Source organism: Deltaproteobacteria bacterium, assembly GCA_016210005.1.
Lineage (GTDB): Bacteria > Desulfobacterota > Binatia > HRBIN30 > JACQVA1 > JACQVA1.
The window spans coordinates 1-19,984 of the sequence record JACQVA010000187.1 but is presented as its reverse complement, the minus strand read 5'-3'; the positions used below and the strand labels follow the sequence as shown (position 1 = coordinate 19,984).

Sequence of the window (19,984 nt, the reverse complement as noted above, 5' to 3'; positions counted from 1 at the left end):
CCTATACGCTGACCGCAACTCCGACCGAGACGCCAACGGCGACGCCCACTGAAACGCCGACCGCAACCCCGACTCAGACGCCAACCGATACACCCACCGCGACGGCGACCACGACTTCAACTAAAACCCCGACCAACACGCCGACGGCAACGCCAACGGACACGCCGACTCAGACCCCGACCGCGACCCCGACGGCCACCGCGACCCACACTCCGACGGACACGCCAACTAATACGCCGACCGCCACCCCGACTCAGACGCCGACCGATACGCCAACCGCGACGAAGACGGCGACCCCGACCAGGACGCGCACGCCGACGATCACGCAGACGCCGACCAAGACGTCGACGCGCACCCCGACCCCAACGGCCACCAGCACGCCCTGCCGTACGGGCGAGCTGTGCGACCTGATCCATAGCCCGGGCTACTGGAAGAACTGGGCAAACCACTACACCAGCGCCCAGTTTCTCGCGCTGATCCAGGCGACCGCGCACTACAGCGCGTACACGATCGCGCAGGCCGAAGCCCTGCTCGACAACAACGGCGATCAATACCACCGTCACTTGCTGTCCGCCGAGTTGAACGTCGCGCTCAATCCGAGTCTGGGCAACGGCAGCTACACGGTGGGGAGCCTAGCTGGGCAGACGGTGAACCAGGTCCTGGCCACGGCGTTCGCCACCACTTCGGGCAGCGCCAGCATCGAGTTGATCGACGCCGTGCTCTATCTCGGCAGCGACGGCGAGCATGCCGGCGCGAGCTGTCGCGTGGTGCCGGCAACGTGCGGCCCGCCGCAAACGCCGACCGCTACCGCCACCGCCACGCCCACCGGAACCATCGCGCCGCAATGCGGCCCCGGCGATCTGTGCGCCTACATCTATAGTCCGGGGTACTGGAAGAACTGGCAGAACCATTACACCAGTGCTGAGTTCCTCGCGCTGATTCAGTCGACCGCCCACTACAACGGCTATACCGGCGCGCAGGCCGAGGCCTTGCTCGACAACAACGCCGACCAGTACCGCCGCCATCTGCTCGCGGCCGAGTTGAATGTCGCGCTCAATCCGCAGCTCGGGTTCGGCCTCTACATGTTCGGCAGCATCGTGGGCCAGACCGTAAACCAGGTGCTCGACACAGCGTTCGCGACTTCGGCGGGTGATGCCAGCGCCGATTTGATCGATGCCGTGTTCTACATCGGCAGTGCCGGTGAAGACGCCGGCGCCGCGTGCCGCGTCACACCGGTCCCGTGCAGCACCGCCACGCCCACGAAGACCGTGACACGCACGGCGACGATTACCAAGACCGCTACCGCGACCAGGACGCCGACCAACAGCCCGGTGCCGCCAACCGCGACCAAGACGACCACCCCGGTACCGCCGAGCGCCACCGCTACGAATACGGCGACACCGACCAAGACGCCCACCCCAAGCAAGACGAACACGCCCTCGTTCTGCGTTGGCAACCTGCTGCAAAACGCCAGCTTCGAGATCCATAGCGGAAGCAACAGCATCGGTGACCCGATTCCGACCGTCTGGGTCGTCGAGAGCGGCGAGGCGGGCGCGACGACCGCTTTTAGCCCGCCCGACGGCACCCGCGTCGGCTACATCTGGGGCACCAGCTCCGGGAACACCGGACGGTGGTCGCAGCAGGTGAGCGCGGTGGCCGGGAACGTCTACACGATGGCGTTCTATAGTGGCACACACCAACCGTCGGTGAACCCGACGATCGAGATCCGTTTCTACAACGCCTCGAACCTAGAGATCGGCAACCCGGCGATTCACACCATCACAACGGACATCGATGTCACCGGCTCACTGGGCGGTCCTTACGCGCTCTCCGCCACCGCCCCGAGCGGCGTCGCCTACTTGAAGGTCATCTTCCGCGATCCGTCTACGAGCCGCGCCGGGGCAAAGGGCGACTCCGTGTGTCTGCTGCAATCGATCGTGACGCCGTCCCCGACATCGACCGCCGCGCCGCCAACCGCAACACGGACCGCCACGCCGGCAGGGACCGCAACGATGACGCCGACGGTCTCGAAGACGCCCACGAAGACCGCCACGCCGACCCCGACCCCGGATGCCTGCGATGGCAACCTTCTGCTCAATCCCAGCTTCGAGGAGAGCTCGGGCTGCCCGCCGATCAGTTGGAAGAACGGCTGCGCGGGAACGACCACTGCCCCGCCGGTGGATGGCGATCTGGTCGGATACATCTACGGCTGCGGCACCATGTACCAAGACGTGGTGGTGACGCCGGGTTCGGGTTACGCGATGACCTTCTACTCGGGCACGCACGTGGTATCGGGGAACCAGACCGTCACGATCCAGTATCGCACCTCGAGCGGGGCCAACATCGGATCTCCTGTCACCCACATTATTGCCAGCGATCTCGAAGTGTCTGGGTTCGGTGGACCGTACTCGTTGACCCTCGGGGCGGCGCCGGCGCATGCGACCAAGCTGCGCGTCCGGGTAAGTGCGAACTGTTCCGACTACGCCAAGATCGACAAGATCTGCCTGGAGCGCGCGCTCTAAGCCGTCGGCAAACCAGTTGATGCGCGCCTGCCCTCGTCGAGAAAGCGACTAACCTCGCGCGACGCCGTGCCGCTCAGACTCGGCGTGTCTTTTCCGTCGTCAGGAGCAGCGGCTTGGGCCCCGCCCGCGGTCGTTATCTTCACCGATAAAGCGTACGGCGCAGTCAGATTCGCACCACCGATCTCCGTTCCAACCAGTAGAAGTGCACGAGCTGCGCGACGTTCATGCCCGAGCTGACGGCCTGGTGGGTTGCGAGATAGCCGGCGCCGCCGGCATCGTGCCCGACAAAGAAGAGCCCGGGCAACGGCGATTTCGGCTTCGGCTTGTTCTTGCCGCAATATCCGACGGTCACGGCCAAGCCGGCCGCTTCGCCACCGACACCAGGGAGGACCTGGTCGCGCGACAAGCTCGATACCTCCGCCGGGCCGACGTGCCCTTCGATCCGTTCAATGTGGGAAACCGCCTCGGGGAACATCTCCACAAACAGATCGTTGATCTTCTTGTGCAGGGCCTTCAGCTCTTTGCCGCTGGGATCGGGCGTACACCAGGTCCCGAGATTGAGCATCTGCTTGCCGGGCGGGGCCATGTCGGGATCGAAGTGAGACGGCACCACGCCATCCAGGGCGATCTCGTCAGGTATGATTCCGTCCCGCATCCTGTCGAGGCGCTCGATATCCAGATACGTGTCTTCGGTTGTGGCCACGTATACCCCGTGCTTCATGACGGGCTGGCTGAAGATGTACCGCATGTTGGTGAAGCCTAAACTCGGTACGATGTCTATGACATAGCCGACGTAGCTCCTGTCGAAGTGCTCGCGACCAACCAATTTGAGAACCGTCGGCTGGATACCGGCGTTGCTGACAACGATGGGGGCCTTGAACGCCTTGTCCTTGGTCGCCACACCGGTCACGCGGCCTTCTTCGACGGTGATCTTCTCCACGCGGGCGCCGGTGAGCAGCTTTCCGCCATGGACTCTGAGCACCTCGATCAGCTCATCAATGAGCCGGCCATAGCCGCCTCGCGGATAGCCGGTTTCGCCCCCGGCGAATATCTGCATCACCCGCGCGATCTCCGACATCGACACCAGCTCGTAGACCCCGGTGGCCATGAGGTTGGAATGGGTGGCGAGAAAGCCGCGGATGGGCGGCGGGACATCTTTTCGCTCATCGAGCCATTGCTGAACGCTGACGTCGTCGAGCTGGTCGAGCTGCTCCGGCGTCATCATGAAGATTTCCGCCAGCACCGTCAGGCAGGCCTCGCGCTCCTTAGGATCGTCCAGTCCCCAGGAGTCGAACAAATTGGCCGTGGGGTCTTGCACCGGCTTACCCGGCGGATCGACGTAGGTCGTCCAGTTGCCGCCTTTGCGCCGATACATCATGGCGAATGAGCCCGGTCTGATATCGAGCTTCGACTCGATACCGAGGGCGCGAAAGGCGTCGATGAAAGGCCCGCGGTGCATCGGGATGCCGAAGGTCGGCCACATCTCGCCGCGAAAGCCGTTCACCGAGATGCCCATGGCCTTGCCGCCCGGTCGGTTGTTCTTTTCGAGCAGCAGCGTCCGCATGCCCGCCTTAGCCAGCAGGGCAGCGCACACGCTCCCCCCAAGCCCTGATCCGATCACGATCACATCGTAGTTGTCTTCCATTCCCTCCTCCTCGTTTTGAATCAGAAATCGCAAGACCGTGCGGTGGAGATCTAGCCCGACCTCGACAGCGGTGGGGGCGACTGCGCGCCGGCCGACAAGCCCCTATCGCGCGAGATGCTCGGGGCTGAACAGTTCGTCGGGCAGTTCCACGTTGTGTTTGATCTCGGTGATCTCCAGGCGCGAGTCGGTCTTCTCGATCGGATTACGCATGCGCTGTTCGAGCAATGTCCAGTAGCCGGTGACCTTGTCTACGCGCTCCACCGTCCAGGTTTTGAGCAAGGTGCCCTTCTCGTCCACGAACAGCCGCTTGAGGATCAACAGGTCTTTGGGGTCAATCGCCGCGATCATCTTGGCGTAAAGCGCGCCGGCGGGCTGCTTGGGCACGGCCTCGATCAGCCGGCAGCGGCGTCGCAGAATCTCGTCCTCGCCGACGTCGGTATAGGCAAAGGCGTCGAGCGCGGGTTCGATCAAGTCGGCAACATAGAAGGCCGAACCCAGGAAGGAATGTTTACGCATCTCGGCCGCGACTTGAATGACTTTTCGCGAGGCCGCGATCTTCATGAACTGATCGGACTGGCCGTCGGGCCGTTCGAGAAACAGAAAGCGCATGCCCTGCACCTCGACTGGGGCGATCACTTCGAGGTAGCTGGCACGGGCACCGGCCACCAGCTTGTGGCTCAGCGTGAGTTCGCGCGGCGCACCGCGGTCAACCGAGAGTTTGAGCTTGGCGATGAACGGTACCTTGGGGAGTGCCTCGAGGGCTCGCCTGACTAGGTCGCGAGCATCATCGCCGGCGGCCGCGGCCGAGTCGGCCACCACCACTGCCAGCAGCGCCAGCGCCGCCGATACTGCCGTTGGTCGCTTTGCGTACCTCATTGCCCCTCCCCCTTGGCGTTGTCGTTTGCCGCCGTCGCTGGCTCCTCGGCCCGCAGCGCAGCTTGCAGCGTTCGCCAGGCGAGCAGCGCGCACTTCACCCGGCTGGGAAACTTGTGCACCGCCGCGAAGGCGTTGAGCTGGCCGATGTCGGTAGCGGCTGATGCCGCGCCGGTGGTGGCGAAGTTCTCGAATTGCTCACCCAACCGGCGCGCCGCGGCCGCCGACTTGCCCTTGAGCATCTCCGTCATCAGCGAAGCCGAGGCGGTCGAGAGCGCGCAACCACGGCCCTGAAAGGCAACCTCGCGCAGCACGCCGGCGGCAAGCTCGACGTAGACCGTGACCTGATCGCCACACAGCGGGTTGTAACCTTCGGCCACGCGCGCCGGCCGTCGTAGCGCACGGCAATTGCGCGGGTGCTTGCTGTGATCGAGGATGACCTCGCGATAGAGCTCGATCACCGCGGTGGTCACTTGAACACCTCGATGACTTTGCCAAGGCCGGCGCCGAGCGCCTCGATCTCGGCGCGAGTGTTGTAAAAGGCCAGCGACGCCCGCGCCGTCGCCGCCACTCCGAGGCGGGCCATCAGCGGCTGGGCGCAATGGTGGCCGGCGCGGATGGCGATGCCCTCGCGATCCAATACCGTCGCGACATCGTGCGGATGGATCTCACCGAGCGCAAACGAGACGATGCCGGCCTTCTCCGCGGCGGTGCCGATCAGGCGCACTTGCGGCAGCGCCGCCAGCCGGCGCTTGGCGTAAGCCAACAGCTCCTGCTCGTATGCGGCGATGGCATCGAGTCCGATCGCGCTGACATAGTCGAGCGCCGCGGCCAGGCCGACAGCCCCGGCGACGTTCGGCGTGCCGGCCTCGAACTTGTTGGGGATCTCGGCATACGTGGTCTTCTCGATTGTCACCGCGCTGATCATGCCGCCGCCGCTCTGATAGGGCGGCATGGTGTCAAGCAGGCCGGCCTTGCCGTAGAGCACGCCGATACCGGTCGGGCCGTACACCTTGTGGCCGGAGAAGGCGTAGAAATCGCAGTCGAGGTCTTGCACGTCGAGACCCAGGTGCGGTGCGGCCTGAGCGCCGTCGAGCAATACTGGAACGTTGTGCCCGTGCGCCAGCGTGATCAGTTGGCGCACCGGGTTGATGGTGCCCAGGACGTTCGAGACGTGGGTGAGCGCGACCAACTTGGTGCGCGGGCCGAGCAGCCGGGCGTACTCACTGAGCAGTAGTTCACCGCCGTCGTCGATGGGAACGACCCGCAGCGTGGCGCCGCGTTCGGCGCAGGCGATCTGCCAGGGGACGAGGTTGGAGTGATGCTCCATCACCGAGACGATGACCTCGTCACCCGGCTGCAACCGGGGGCGAGCGAAACTGTGCGCGACCAGGTTGAGCGCTTCCGTGGTGCCGCAAACGAAGACGATCTCGCGCTCCTCATGTGCGTTCACGAACCGGCGCACGGTGGCGCGGGCGCTCTCGTAGGCCGCGCTCGCCCGCTCGCTGAGGGCATGGGCGCCGCGGTGGATGTTGGCGCAGTCCTCGGTGTAGAAGCGCACCATCGCCTCGATGACCGCGCGCGGCTTTTGCACCGTGGCGGCATTGTCGAAATACACTAGCGGTTTGCCGTGGACCTGCCGGCCGAGAATCGGGAAATCGGCGCGGATGCGCTCCACCTCGAGGCTGGGAGTAGGCGGCGCGGGAGATTGAACGGTGGACGTTGTGCTCATGGCCCCACTCTGCCACAAAAGCGCACGGATTTCTCGCGCTCGCCCGCGGCGCAGATCAGTCCTCAACGGCGCGGCAACAGCAGGCGGACGGCGGTGCGCAGCACCGCCGTGGCCTCCGCGGGATCCTGGCCGCGCAGAACGGCGCCGATCAGCGCCGCGAACAGCACGTAGCTCAACACGTCGGTGATCTCTTGCATGCGCGGCAGCTTCTTTTCGCCGATGACGGTCTCGAGATAATCGCCCACGGGCGACGACCAGGCCGGCAACGCCCCGCCGGAGTCGGGCGAGGTCGCCGCCAGCAGCAGCGCCGAGGTCAAGCCGCGGTTGCGCACCGCGGCGTTGACGATGCGCTCGAAGGCCGCGCCGACCCGCTCGCTCAGCGCCGCCGCCCGCGGCGGCCGGCGGCGCAGGTCTTCGTTGACCTCGGCCGCCCATTCCTCCATGACCTCTCTGAGCAAGTGATCCTTGGAAGAGAAGTAGCGGTAGATGGTGGCGCGCGTGATGCCGATGCGGCCGGCCACCGCCGCCATTGTCACCAGCGGATAGCCGCCCTCGGCGGCCAACTCCGCCGCCGCCCGCCGGGCGGCGGCGCGCTTCTCCGACTGGGCGCGGCTGAAGCGCCGGACCACCGTGACGGTCTCGCCGTGCAAGGCGTGTTTGCGCATGCGCGCCGGAACCTGGCACGTTTTTGCGGCGATCGCAACCCGTGTCGAGACTCCGGAGTAGACAGGTGTCTCATGCCGTGTTACTGCTCGCGCCGCCGTTCGCGGAGGGCCAGGCATGATCACACGCTACGACGAGCAGTTCTGCCATCAGGCGGTCTCCACCTTCGACCGCCCCGGCACCAGCGCCCGCGAGTGGACCGAGCGCGCCTGGATTCTGGCGCACCACCTCGAAGGCGCGGCCCATCTGGCGGCGGGCTTCGGCTACTACCCCAACCGCAACCTCATGGACGCGTTCACTTGCTTCACCATCGGCAACCATACCCAATACCTGGTACGGGCCTCGCGCGAGCTGCGGCCGGAGATCGACGTCTTCAAGGTCGGCCCGTTCCGCTACGAGATCATCGAGCCGCTGCGCCAGGTGCGGTTCTGTTTGGACGAGAACGAATACGGCCTCAGCTTCGACGTGGTCGCCGAAGCCGTCAGCCCGCTTTACGAAGAGCCGGCGCAAACCCAGATCGAGCGCGGCCGCTTGAAGGAAGACATCAAGCGCATGGTGCAAAGCGGCCGCCCACGCGGCTGGATCAAGGCCGAGGGCCAGCGGTTCGAGCTCGACCAGACTTCGTGGGTCTGCGAGCGCGATCGTTCTTGGGGCATCCGCGTCGCCGGCGCCGACTTCGTCGAAGCCGGCGTGCAAGTGCCCATGATCTACGCCGGCCAGCTGTTCAACTTCGTCCTGATGCAGTTCGCCGACTGGGGCGCGAGCTTCCATATCCGCGAGATTTGGGACGATCAGGCCGGGCTGGCCCGGCGCTGGCACTTCGGCGGCGGCGTCTTCTACCCGCTCGGCAGCGGCAAGGAACCGCTCGAGTTGGCCAACGTCGAGCACCACTACACCTTCGACGACAGCCGCCAAGAGCGGCAGCGCTGCTTTGCCGGTGGACGCGTGGTGATGACCGCCATCGACGGCAGCCAGCGGGAAGTGGACATCCGCCCGATCTCGATCTGCTACCAGGCTCCGGGCGGCTACGGCTTGCCTTACAAGGGTTTCATTCACGGCTTGTGGATGGGTTCATCGTGGATGGACGGCTACAAACTCGATCTCACCGACCCCAACGTGATGCGCGAGATTTGGGGCTACGTCGATTACGGCTCCGAGTTCCGCTGCGGTAACCAGATCGGGCACGGTACCACCGAGCTACTGGTGGTCGGCAAGTATCCCAAGTACGGCTACCACGGCTATTGAAGCCCGACCTGCGCAAGTTGAGCTACGTTGTCACGACGAGAGGAGTAACAACGATGACGATCGAAGAACTCGCCGCCCGCATTCAGGTATTGGAGGACATCGAGGCCATCAGGAAGTTGAAGGCCACGTACTGCTACCTGTGCGATGCCGGTCTGGGTGACGAAGGCGTTCGCGACCAGTTGCTGGCGCATTTCACCGCCGACGCCAAGGTCGATTTCGGTCTCGGCCCGGCCTCGATCTACGAGGGCCGTGAAGGTCTCCAGACCTTCTTCGGCTCGGTGGTGCCGGGTGCGGTGTCGTTCTGCATGCACATGGTGCACAACCCGATCATCGAGGTGCACGGCGATCGCGCTACCGGTACCTGGTACTACGAGGCGCCGACTACCGATGCTGCCAGCAACATCGCGCAGTGGATGGCCGGCACCTACGAGGAGGAGTATGTACGCGCAGGCGGCTGCTGGAAGTTCGCGGCGATCAAGACCAGGTGGAAGTACATTTCGCCCTACCACGATGGCTGGGCCAAGAACCGCGGCGAGTTGCTGGCCGCGCTCGGCGCGGCGCCGCGCTGAAGGGGCCGGCGCGGCCTGGTCGCATGGAATACCGTAATCTCGGCCGGTCGGGCCTGCCCGTGTCCGTGCTTGGTCTCGGTTGCGACAACTTCGGGCACAAGTGCGATCAGCAGCAGTCCGCCGCGATCGTGCAGCGGGCGATGGATTTAGGCATCACCCTGTTCGACACCGCCGACATCTACGGCCCCGGCGGGTTGTCCGAAGAACATCTCGGGAAGGCACTCAAGGGCCGCCGCCAGGATGCCGTCATCGCCACCAAGTTCGTCGGTCCGACCGGCTCCTACGTCGGCATGCTGCACATGGGTACCTCGCGCCGGCACATCATGTACGCCGTCGAAGCGAGCCTGCGCCGGCTGGATACGGACTACATCGACCTCTACCAACTGCACTTCCCTTTTCCCGGCGTGCCGATGGAAGAGACTCTGCGTGCGCTCGATGATCTCATCCGTCAAGGCAAGGTGCGTTACCTCGGCACCTCGAACTTCGCCGGCTGGCAGGTGGTCGACGCCAACTGGATTGCGCGCTCGCATAATCTGACCCGCTTCATCTCGGCGCAAAACGCTTACAACCTGCTTGACCGCCAGATCGAAAAGGAGCTGGTGCCCGCGTGCCTCGAACACGGTGCCGGCATTCTGGCGTACTTCCCGCTCGGCAGTGGCTTCTTGACCGGCAAGTACCGCCCCGGGCGCGCCAAGCCTGCGGGGGCACGGCTGGCCAACGAACGGCCGACGACGGAATACTTGACCGGTGTGCCCGACGCCATCGTGCGCCAAGTCAGCCCCGAGCTGCTGCGCTGGGTTACTCCCGAGTCGATCTTCAGCCAGCAGAACTACGAGTTACTGGAGCGGTTGGAGGCGTTCGCCCAAGCGCGCCAGCACACCATTCTCGACCTGGCCATCGCCTGGCTGGCGGGTCAGCCCGGCGTCGCCAGTGTGCTGGTCGGCGCCAGCCGGACCGAGCAGGTCGAGCAGAACGCGCAGGCGGCTGACTGGCGGCTAACGCCGGCGGAGCAGGCCGAGGTCAACGAAATCACCGCCGGTGCACTGTCGCTGCCGCCGGTGCCGAAGGTGGTGTGAGAATGAGCTGGCAGCGCGCCCGTCCGGAGTGCAGACATGGCGGCGTGGGATGAGGCGGTAGACTTCCTGGTGGCCGGTTCCGGCGCCGCCGGCATGACGGCGGCGCTGCGGGCGCACGATCTCGGTGCGGCTACGCTGGTGATCGAGAAGGCGCCCGTCTACGGCGGCTCGACCGCGCTGTCGGGCGGTGTGGTATGGGTGCCTAATAATCCGTTCATGAGGCAGCATGGCCTCAGTGATTCGCCGGAAGAGGGCTTGCGATATATCGAGGCAGTCACCGCCGGCAGCACCGGCACGCAGCGGCTGCGGGCTTACATCGACGGCGCGCCGCGCATGCTGGCAACTCTGGCCGAACGCTCCCACGTGCGCTTCGCCTGCTTGCCGGACTACCCCGACTACTACCCGGAGTTGGCCGGGGGCAAGCCCGGCGGGCGCTCGTGCGAACCGCTGCTGTTCGACGCGCTGCAGCTGGGCGAGGAATTTCGCCGCCAGCGCCAAGCCCCGCTCGAAAAGCAGGTCATGGGCGGGCGCTTGGCCATCGGCGTCGCCGACGGGCACGCGCTGCTGACCGGCGGGCTGCGGGCCGCGGTGTTCATGGCGCGCGGCCTGCTCGCCTATTACACCAACTTGCGCGCGCGCTGGCGCAAACTCGGCAACACCGATCTCACACTTGGTGCGGCGCTCGCCGGCCGCTTGCGCCTGTCGCTGCTCGAGCGCCAGGTGCCACTGTGGCTCGAGACACCGATCAAGGAGATCCTGACCGAAGACGGCCGCGTGGTTGGCGCCCGGGTCGAACGCGCCGGCCAGCTACTGCGCATTCAGGCGCGCCAGGGCGTGCTGCTGGCGGCCGGCGGCTTTGAACACAACGCCAAGATGCGCCAGCACTATCAGCCCAGCCCGATCGGTAACCAGTGGACGGCCGGCTGCGACTCCAACTTGGGCGATACCGTGGTGCTCGGCACCGCCGTGGGGGCGAGCCTGGATCTGATGGACGATGCCTGGTGGTGCCCGGCGATGCTTTCGCCGGCGTCGCAGACGGCGCCGGTCTACATCGTGATCTTCGAGAAGAACCTTCCCGGCAGCATCATCGTCGATGCGCGCGGCCGGCGCTTCATGAACGAAGCCGCGCCTTACAACGACGTGGTCAAGAGCATGTACAAGGCCAACGCCACCGGCGCGCCCGCTATCCCCGCCTTCTTGATCTTCGACAGCAGGTTTCGCAAGAAGTACCCCTGCGGGCCGATGCCGCCGGGCTACGCTACTCCCGACCGGCTGCTGCCGAAGACGCTGGCGGGCAACTTCTTCGTCAAGGCCGACTCCATCGAGGCCCTGGCGCACAAGATCGGCGTTGACGCCGACGGCCTGCGCGAGACCGTAGCGCGCCTCAAGCAATCCGCTGCCGCCGGCACCGACCCCGACTTCCATCGCGGCGAGAGTCTGCAGGACCGCTATTACACGGCCAAGGCGACCGGGCCTAATCCCAACCTTGGCCCGATCGAGCGCCCGCCGTTCTATGCCGTACGCGTCTACCCCGGCGACCTCGGCACCAAGGGCGGCTTTCGCACCGACGCGCAGGCCCGCGTACTCAGCGTCACCGGCGACGTGATTCCCGGTCTCTACGCCGCCGGTAATTCCTCCGCCACCGTGATGGGCCGCACTTACCCCGGCGCCGGCGCTACCATCGGACCGGCGATGACCTTCGGCTTCCTCGCTGCCGAGGATGCCGCCAGCACGGGCCGCAAACCGCTACCACCAGACCAAGCAGGAAACCGCTTATGAAAGCCGCACTTCTCGAAGCCCCGGGCACCCCGCTGGTTATCGCCGACGATATCGAGATTCAGCCGCCGCGGGTGGGAGAAGTGCGCGTGCGCGTGCGCCACTGCGGCTTGTGCCACTCCGATCTCAGCCTCATCAACGGCACCTTTCCCGCACCGTTGCCGATAATCGTCGGCCACGAAGCCGCCGGTGTGGTCGAGGATCTCGGCCCGGGCGTCAGCGGCCTGGCGGCCGGCGACCGCGTGGTGCTGACGCCCTGCCCGCCGTGCGGCGGCTGTTACTGGTGTGTGCGCGGTGAGCCCAGTGCCTGCGTGAACGCCAATGGCATCCAAACCAACACCTTGATTGATGGTACCACCGGCCTCTCGCGCGGCGACCAGTGCGTGTATCGTGGCCTGGGGCTGGGGGCGTTGGCGCAGTTCGTGGTCACGCCCGCCACCGGCGCGGTCAAGGTTCCGGCCGATACACCGCTGGATGTTGCCTGCGTGATCGGCTGCGCGGTGCAAACCGGCGTTGGTGCCGTGCTCAACACCGCCAAGGTCGAGGAAGGTGCCACCGTGCTGGTCATGGGACTTGGTGGGGTTGGCCTGGCCGTCGTTCAAGGCGCGCGGTTGGCAGGGGCGGCGCGCATCATCGCCTCCGACCCCGTTGCCGAGCGCCGGGCCGCCGCGGCCCGCTTCGGGGCCACCGATCTGATCGACCCGAACCAAGACGACGTGCTCACCGCTTGTCTGGATCTCACCGGCGTCGGCGCCGACTACGCCTTTGAAACCGCCGGCCGCGCCAGCCTGGTTCAGATCGGTATTGCGGCGACGCGGACTGGGGGCACCACCGTGTGCCTCGGGGCGCCGCCGATGGACGAGGCCGTGACGATCGCACCGGCGGTGCTCTTCACCGCCGGCCAGAAGAAGTTGCTCGGCTGTATTCTCGGCAGCGCCAATTCGCTGCGCGAAATTCCCCGGCTGGTCGCCCTGTGGCGGGCCGGCCGCCTCGACCTCGATGCACTCGTGACCACGCGCCGGCCGCTGCATCAGATCAACGAGGCCGCTGCCGACTTGCAGGCCGGCCGAGGCATTCGCACGGTGTTGGAGATCGGCTGAGCCAAGCGTAAGTAGCCGGAGGTGCGGACGGCAAGAAGCCAGGCCGAGCAACCCGTGGAAGAGCGCGACGCATCATGAAGCCCGCTGCCCGCCCCTTGATTTGTTAGGGGCAGCCCGCGTAGATTCCTCCGCACGCCAGGGGAGAGGACCCGTGCTTGCGACCGTGCTGTCGAGCGCGCTGCAGGGAATCGATGCGTTGCTCGTTGAAGTCGAGGTAGACATCGCGGGCGGCTTGCCGCAGATGGCCGTGGTCGGCCTGCCGGAAGGCGCGGTCAAGGAGAGCAAGGACCGCGTGCGCTCGGCGCTGAAGAACTGCGGCTACGAGTTTCCGCAGCGCAAGATCACCATCAACCTCGCACCGGCGGACATCAAGAAGGAGGGCTCGGCCTACGATCTGCCGATCGCCATGGGGCTGCTGGCGGCGGCGGGCAAGCTGCCGGCCGAGCAGTTGCGCAACTACGTCTTGCTCGGCGAACTGTCGCTGGACGGCCGCGTCAAAGCCGTACGCGGCACCTTGCCGACTGCTGCCGCCGTCAGCGAGAAGCGGCTGCGCGGCGTGCTGGTGCCGCCGGAGAACGCGCTCGAGGCGGCGGTGGTGGACGGCATCGAGGTGATCGCCGTCAACACCCTGGCTGAAGCCTTTGAGTTCTTGCGCGGCGAGCGCCAGATTGCGCCGACACGGCTCGATCTGGCCGAGGTGTTCGCGGCCCACGCGCGCTACGAGCTCGACTTCAGCGACGTCAAGGGCCAGGAGCACGTCAAGCGCGCGCTCGAGGTGGCCGCGGCCGGCGGCCACAACGTCATCATGGTCGGCCCGCCGGGTTCGGGCAAAACCATGCTGGCGCAGCGCCTGCCGACGATTCTGCCGGCACTGACGTTGCCGGAAGCGATCGAGACCACCCGCGTGCACAGCGTCATGGGCCTGATGGATGGCCGGGCGCTGGTGGCAACGCGCCCGTTTCGCTCGCCCCACCACACCATCAGTGACGCGGGGTTGATCGGCGGCGGCACCATTCCCAAGCCCGGCGAAGTCAGCCTGGCACATCACGGCGTGCTGTTCCTCGACGAGCTGCCGGAATTCCGCAAGAACGTGCTCGAAGTACTGCGCCAGCCGCTGGAAGAAACGCGCATCACGATTTCACGCGCGGTCGGCTCGATCACCTACCCCGCCAGCGTCATGCTGGTGGCAGCGATGAACCCCTGCCCGTGCGGTTTCTACGGTGACGCGCTCAAGGAGTGCAGCTGCAACCTGCCGCAGATCCAGCGCTACCGCGCCCGCATCTCGGGGCCGCTGCTGGATCGCATCGACATCCAGATCGAGGTGCCGGCGGTGAAGTACAAGGAGCTGTCCGATCGGGCTCTGGGTGAGCCCTCGCAGGCAATTCGCACCCGCGTCGATCGCGCCCGCCAGCTGCAGTTGGCGCGCTTCCAGGGCCGCCGCATTTACTGCAACGCCCAGATGGCCAGCCGCGACCTGCGGCGGGTATGCGTGCTCGACCCGGTCGCCGAGCGCCTGCTCGAGACCGCCATGGCCCGGCTCAACCTCAGCGCCCGCGCTTACACCCGCATCCTCAAGGTCGCCCGCACCATCGCCGACCTCGACGGCGCGCCGGCCACCATCAGCCAGTCCCACGTCTCCGAAGCGATTCAGTACCGCAGCTTGGACCGGGCGTTTCACTGACTCGCGCTTCTTGGCCTCCCAGCCGCGCCGCCACGCGCCCGGCACGCTTATCCGCCAGGTTTCTGCGCTTGATCGAGCTGCCCGGTCTCGAACCGGCTCTGCGCGCGCCAGTTTTTCCTTCACCGGGTTTCAGGTCGGGAGGCAGAGGGCCGAGTTGTGCTGCCGGCCGTCGGCTGCGACCAGGTGTGATTTGAGCGTCACCCAAGTGGCCGTTTCCCCGATTCCGCCAGGGAAATGCCCCCGCGCTGCGCTGGCGGCGCGGCAGCTGATTCCGACAGCCTGGAGCGACCGAATGGCATAGCAGGTGCACCGTTGGCGCACCCAGGGATATGGCGAACTCCGCTCGCAGCATTCCGCACCCGTCGCGCGATGAGCCGCGCCGCGAGCAGTTCATTCGCCGGCTGCGGACCGCGTTCTGGATCGTTCTGGTCTCCAGTAGCATCCTAACGGTCGAAGATCTCCGGCTGCACCGGCAGGCGCTGCCTCCGTTGCTGGCGCTGAAGGCGCTGCACATCGCGGTTCTCGCCCCGCTGCTGTGGGCGTTGCGCTTTCCGGCGGGCCGCGCCCACCCGGTGCTGATCGGGTTATTGGGCGTGGCCATAACCTGTGCGGTGGCCGCGAGTACCGGCGCTTTGCGGCAGGATGTGGCGGCTACCAGGCTGGTGCTGACGGTGGTCGCGCTGGCCTCGGCGGCGGTGTTGCCGTGGGGGCTGTGGCCGCAGCTGGCGGCGGCCGCCATGGCGGCGCTGGCGATTGCCTTGAACGCCTACATGGTCACCGGCAGCTTGAGCGGCGCTCTCGAATATCTCCCCGCTGGGCTGCTCGTCGGGTTTGTGGTGGTGCTGTTCATCGCTTACGAATTCACCAGCTATCGGGCCACGTTGGAGCGACGCAATCACGAACTGCGCCAGTACATCGACGAACGCCGGCGGGCCGAAGAGGCGCTGCGGCGCAGCGAGCGGCATTTCCGCTCCTTGATCGAACACGCCTCAGACGTCGTCACTGTCCTCAAGCCCGACGGCAGCGTCAGCTATCGCAGCCCCTCGGCCCAGCGCATCCTCGGCTATGGCCCCACGGAACTCGAAGGCGTCAACGACTTCGATATGATTCATCCCGACGATCGCGCGGCGTTGCTGGAGTTGTTCACGCGCGGTCTGGCGCAACCGGGCGCCACCGCCTCGGCCGTGTATCGCTACCGCGCTAAGGACGGCTCGTGGCGGGTCTTCGAGGGCGTGGGCACCAACCTGCTCAACGATCCAGCCGTTGCCGGGGTGGTGGTCAATTCTCACGACATCACCGAGCGCGTGCAGATCGAGGAAGAGCTGCGCAATTCACAGGAATACCTCAAGGCCCTCTTCGAGTATGCCCCCGACGCCTATTACTTGAACGACCTCGAAGGGCGCCTGCTCGACGGCAACCGCGCGGCCGAAGAGCTGATCGGCTACCGGCGCGAGCAAATGATCGGCGAGAGCCTGCTGTCACTGAAGATCCTGCCCGCCGAGGAATTCCCGAAGGCCATCGCGCTGCAGTCGAAAAACATCGCCGGCGAGCCGACCGGCCCGGATGAGCTGAATATCATCCGCGCTGACGGCAGCACCGTCACCGTCGAGGTGCGGACCTATCCGATTCACATCCACGGCCAAACCCGCGTGCTCGGCATTGCCCGCGACGTGACCGAGCGCAAGCAGGCGCAAGAGGCGCTGCAGCGCAGCGAAGCCCGGTTTCGATTCCTCATCGAGAATGTCTCCGACCTGATCGCGATCGCCGATCCGAGCGGCGGCATCCAATACGTCAGCCCATCTCATGAGTGGGTGCTCGGCTATGCGCCCGAGGAGCTGGTCGGCCAGAGCGGCTTGCTGTTGCTGCATCCCGATGACGTCGCGGCGATCGCGCCGGCGGTGGCGCAGGGATTCAGTCATCCCGGCGAGCCCCTCCACTTCGAATATCGCGCCCGGCACAAAGACGGTTCGTGGCGCTATCTGGAGGCGGTCGGCAAGAGCCTCGCCGGCAGCCCCAACGTGGTGATGGTAAGCTCCCGCGACGTCACCGAGCGCAAGCAGGCCGAGGCGGCGCTGCAGCAGGCCAAGGAAGCCGCCGAGGTCGCCAACCGCGCCAAGAGCGAGTTCCTCGCCAATATGAGCCACGAAATCCGCACCCCGCTCAACGGTATCATTGGCATGACCGAGCTGGCGCTCGACACCGAGCTGTCCGGCGAACAGCGCGAATACCTCGGCCTGGTCAAGTCCTCCGCCGGTTCCCTGCTCACGGTCATCAACGACGTGCTCGATTTATCCAAGATCGAAGCCGGCAGGCTCGACATCGACAACGTCGAGTTCAGACTCCATGACTGCATCGAAGACACCATCAAGGCGCTGGCCTTGCGAGCGCAGCAAAAGGGTTTGCGCATTGCCTGGAACATCGCCGCCGGCGTGCCTGCTGCGTTGACCGGCGACCCCGGGCGGTTACGCCAGATCCTCGTCAATCTCGTCGGCAACGCGATCAAGTTCACAGCCCAGGGCGAAGTGGTAGTTCAGGTCGACAGTCCCCAGTCCCCGGCCTGCGACGCCGCCCAGCCTCTAGCCGAGCTGCATTTCGCGGTTCACGACACCGGCATCGGCATCCCCGCGCAAAAGCAGGCGGCGATCTTCAACGCCTTCGAGCAAGCCGACGGCTCGACCGCGCGCCGTTACGGCGGCACCGGCCTGGGCCTAACCATCGCAGCCAAGCTGGTACACCTGCTGGGCGGCCGTATCTGGGTGGACAGCGAACCTGGGCGCGGCAGCACCTTCCACTTCACTGCGACCTTCGGCCTTGCCCAACCCAACGCGCGTCCCTCTCCCGCAGCGCTGGTAGGAAACCATTGCGCCGAGCGCAGCAGCACGTGCGGACCAGCTATTGAGAAACCCTCGCCCCAGCCCTCTCCCACAAGTGATGCGGGAGCGGCAGACAAGTTTCGCAATCGGCTGCGCATCCTGCTGGCCGAGGACAATGCCGTGAACCAGAAGCTGGTGGTGCGGCTGCTGGAGAAGCGCGGTCACACGGTGGTTGTCGCCGGTAATGGCAACGAGGCGCTGGCTGCGCTCGAGCGCGAACCATTCGATCTGGTGCTGATGGATGTACAGATGCCCGAGATGGACGGCTTCGAAGCCACCGCCGAAATCCGCCGCCGCGAAGCGGCCACCGGCAACCCGCGAGCGCATCGCGTCCCCATCATCGCCATGACCGCGCACGCGCTAAAGGGCGACGAGGAGCGTTGCCTGGCGGCGGGCATGGACGCTTACGTCGCCAAACCGATAGATAGCCAGAGCCTGCTGCGGACCATTGCCCGCCTGACAATCGAGCGCGGCACAAGCGCGCTCTCGAGCACGGGCGCCGCCGATGCGCAGGCTTTGGAGGTCTCCGCCGCATGATCCCCGGCAACAGTAGGACAGGCGACGGCGTGGCGCTCGCGGTCGAAACCGATCAGCTGCTTGTCAGCCGTGTGCGCGCCGGCCTGTGGATCATCTTGGCGGGCACCGTGCTGGCAACGACGGCAGGCGCACTATCGGCCCCGAACACCAACCTGCGCTTTGAGTTAGCGGTCAACACGACCACGGTGGCCGTTATGATGGCGGGCTTGTGGTCAATGCGATTCGCCGCTGCGCGCCGGAATGTGCGCCTGATTGCGATCTTGGCTGTTGCCACCGAGTGCGTCTCGGCCGCGGTATCGGTGGTGGCCACGCACGATCTCCTGCCGGTCGTGCTCGCCCTGCTGGTGGTGACGCTGTTCACCGCCAGTTTGCTGCCCTGGGGTCTGCGCTGGCAGCTGCTGACTGTCGCCATGGCGTCGCTGGCGGTGCTGTGGTCCGTGTACATCGAGACCGGCAGCTTGGGCCCAGCCGTCTCGCTCACGGGGGCGGTCACGGCCATGGTCTTCACCGCTTCGCTCTACATCGCCTACGAATTCCATCGCTATCGCGCCGACATCGAGCGGCACACCTGCGCGCTACTCAGATCCCAGCGCCAGACCGAGCAGGCGAATCAAGCATTGCAGCAAGCGACGGCGGCGGCCGAGTCCGCCAGCCGCGCCAAGAGCGAGTTCGTCGCCAACATGAGCCACGAGATCCGTACCCCGATGAACGGCATCCTCGGCATGACCGAGCTGGCACTGGAGACCGAGCTGACGGCCGAGCAGCGCGAGTATCTCGACTTGGTCAAGCTCTCCGGCGAGTCGCTGCTGAGCATCATCAACGACGTGCTCGACTTCTCCAAGATCGAAGCCGGCAAACTCGAACTCGAAGCCAAACCGTTCTCGCTGCGCGCCACTATCAGTGACGCAACACAGCTATTGGCGCTGCAAGCGCGGGAAAAGGGCCTGAAGCTGTCGTGGGCGGTCACCGCCGAGGTGCCCGACACCCTGGTCGGTGACGCCGGCCGCCTGCGCCAGATTCTCATCAATCTCGCCGGCAACGCCGTCAAGTTCGCCGAAAAAGGCGAAGTGACTGTTGAAGCCACCGCTCTTCGGCCCCCAGCCTCCAGCCACCAGTCTCCAGCCTCCGGTCTTCAGCCTACAGTCGAACTCCGCTTCGCAGTTCACGACACCGGCATCGGCATCCCGAGTGAAAAACAAGCGGTGATCTTCGACGTCTTCGAGCAAGCCGACGGCTCGACCGCCCGCAAGCACGGCGGCACCGGCTTGGGGCTGGCGATTGCCAAGCAGCTGGTTGAGCTGATGGGCGGGCGCATCTGGGTGGAAAGCGAAGTCGGCCACGGCAGCACCTTCCACTTCACCGCCGCCTTCGGCATTGCCCACTCAGACAGGGTTGCCTCCCGTAAGGCTGGCGGGAGAGCGATGCCCCCGTCTCTGACGACGTCGACTCTTCAGGGGTGAAACTTGCCGGGACCAGACATGGCCAAGTTACAGCGCGCAGCTTCAGGTCAGGGAGCAAAGGCGAAGAGAGTGCCTCCCTATCCCCGCATGTTTTGTGTCCTTCCGGTGAGCATGCATGCGCGCTGACGTCGCGTTCGACTAACCTCCCCGGCCATCTCGACGAGAGGAGGATGGTCGAATGGCAAGGGAGAACAGCGCAACGCAGGGACTGGCACGACTGAGTGAGCTGCGG

At 65.9% G+C, this 19,984-nt stretch carries 14 protein-coding genes; 9 read left to right on the top strand and 5 right to left on the bottom strand.

Annotated features, from left to right (window positions below):
- On the top strand, nt 1-2,522 hold a 2,522-nt coding region (locus tag HY699_18175; GenBank protein MBI4517737.1), incomplete at its 5' end, for a hypothetical protein.
- Between the two features lie 163 nt (nt 2,523-2,685).
- Here HY699_18175 and HY699_18170 read toward each other — a convergent pair.
- The 5 genes from HY699_18170 to HY699_18150 all read right to left on the bottom strand — a co-directional run bounded on the left by HY699_18170 (nt 2,686) and on the right by HY699_18150 (nt 7,437).
- Nucleotides 2,686-4,167 carry an NAD(P)/FAD-dependent oxidoreductase gene (locus HY699_18170; GenBank protein ID MBI4517736.1) on the bottom strand — a complete coding sequence of 494 codons (1,482 nt, stop codon included), beginning with the start codon at nt 4,165-4,167 and terminating at the stop codon, nt 2,686-2,688.
- Nucleotides 4,168-4,269: 102 nt separating this feature from the next.
- Nucleotides 4,270-5,043, bottom strand: a complete 774-nt coding sequence (locus tag HY699_18165; protein MBI4517735.1) for an outer membrane lipoprotein-sorting protein — start codon at nt 5,041-5,043, stop codon at nt 4,270-4,272.
- Nucleotides 5,040-5,513 (bottom strand): SUF system NifU family Fe-S cluster assembly protein, encoded by a 474-nt coding sequence (locus HY699_18160; GenBank protein MBI4517734.1) that lies wholly within the window; start codon nt 5,511-5,513, stop codon nt 5,040-5,042. The genes HY699_18165 and HY699_18160 overlap by 4 nt, the downstream gene beginning before the upstream one ends.
- Nucleotides 5,510-6,772 (bottom strand): cysteine desulfurase, encoded by a 1,263-nt coding sequence (locus HY699_18155; GenBank protein MBI4517733.1) that lies wholly within the window; start codon nt 6,770-6,772, stop codon nt 5,510-5,512. Before HY699_18155 ends, HY699_18160 begins: the two co-directional genes overlap by 4 nt.
- A 62-nt stretch (nt 6,773-6,834) precedes the next feature.
- Nucleotides 6,835-7,437, bottom strand: a complete 603-nt coding sequence (locus HY699_18150; GenBank protein ID MBI4517732.1) for a TetR/AcrR family transcriptional regulator — start codon at nt 7,435-7,437, stop codon at nt 6,835-6,837.
- A gap of 115 nt (nt 7,438-7,552) precedes the next feature.
- Between HY699_18150 and HY699_18145 the strand changes: the two genes are divergently transcribed.
- From HY699_18145 to HY699_18110, 8 genes are all read left to right on the top strand, one after another.
- Nucleotides 7,553-8,680, top strand: a complete 1,128-nt coding sequence (locus tag HY699_18145; GenBank protein MBI4517731.1) for a hypothetical protein — start codon at nt 7,553-7,555, stop codon at nt 8,678-8,680.
- A gap of 53 nt (nt 8,681-8,733) precedes the next feature.
- The gene (locus HY699_18140; protein ID MBI4517730.1) at nt 8,734-9,249 is read left to right on the top strand and encodes a nuclear transport factor 2 family protein; all 516 of its coding nucleotides are present in this window, start codon (nt 8,734-8,736) and stop codon (nt 9,247-9,249) included.
- Between the two features lie 23 nt (nt 9,250-9,272).
- The gene (locus HY699_18135) at nt 9,273-10,325 is read left to right on the top strand and encodes an aldo/keto reductase (GenBank protein MBI4517729.1); all 1,053 of its coding nucleotides are present in this window, start codon (nt 9,273-9,275) and stop codon (nt 10,323-10,325) included.
- A 36-nt stretch (nt 10,326-10,361) separates the two neighbouring features.
- Nucleotides 10,362-12,104, top strand: coding sequence for an FAD-binding protein (locus tag HY699_18130; protein MBI4517728.1), 1,743 nt, complete (start codon nt 10,362-10,364; stop codon nt 12,102-12,104).
- Nucleotides 12,101-13,201 carry a Zn-dependent alcohol dehydrogenase gene (locus HY699_18125; protein MBI4517727.1) on the top strand — a complete coding sequence of 367 codons (1,101 nt, stop codon included), beginning with the start codon at nt 12,101-12,103 and terminating at the stop codon, nt 13,199-13,201. The genes HY699_18130 and HY699_18125 overlap by 4 nt, the downstream gene beginning before the upstream one ends.
- Before the next feature lie 151 nt (nt 13,202-13,352).
- A complete protein-coding gene (locus HY699_18120) occupies nt 13,353-14,882 on the top strand; it encodes a YifB family Mg chelatase-like AAA ATPase (protein ID MBI4517726.1) in 1,530 nt (509 codons plus the stop codon).
- Nucleotides 14,883-15,211: 329 nt separating this feature from the next.
- A complete protein-coding gene (locus HY699_18115) occupies nt 15,212-18,292 on the top strand; it encodes a PAS domain S-box protein (protein ID MBI4517725.1) in 3,081 nt (1,026 codons plus the stop codon).
- Nucleotides 18,289-19,752: a hypothetical protein gene (locus HY699_18110; protein ID MBI4517724.1), complete on the top strand. Its 1,464-nt coding sequence runs from the start codon at nt 18,289-18,291 to the stop codon at nt 19,750-19,752. Before HY699_18115 ends, HY699_18110 begins: the two co-directional genes overlap by 4 nt.
- Nucleotides 19,753-19,984 lie beyond the last annotated feature (232 nt).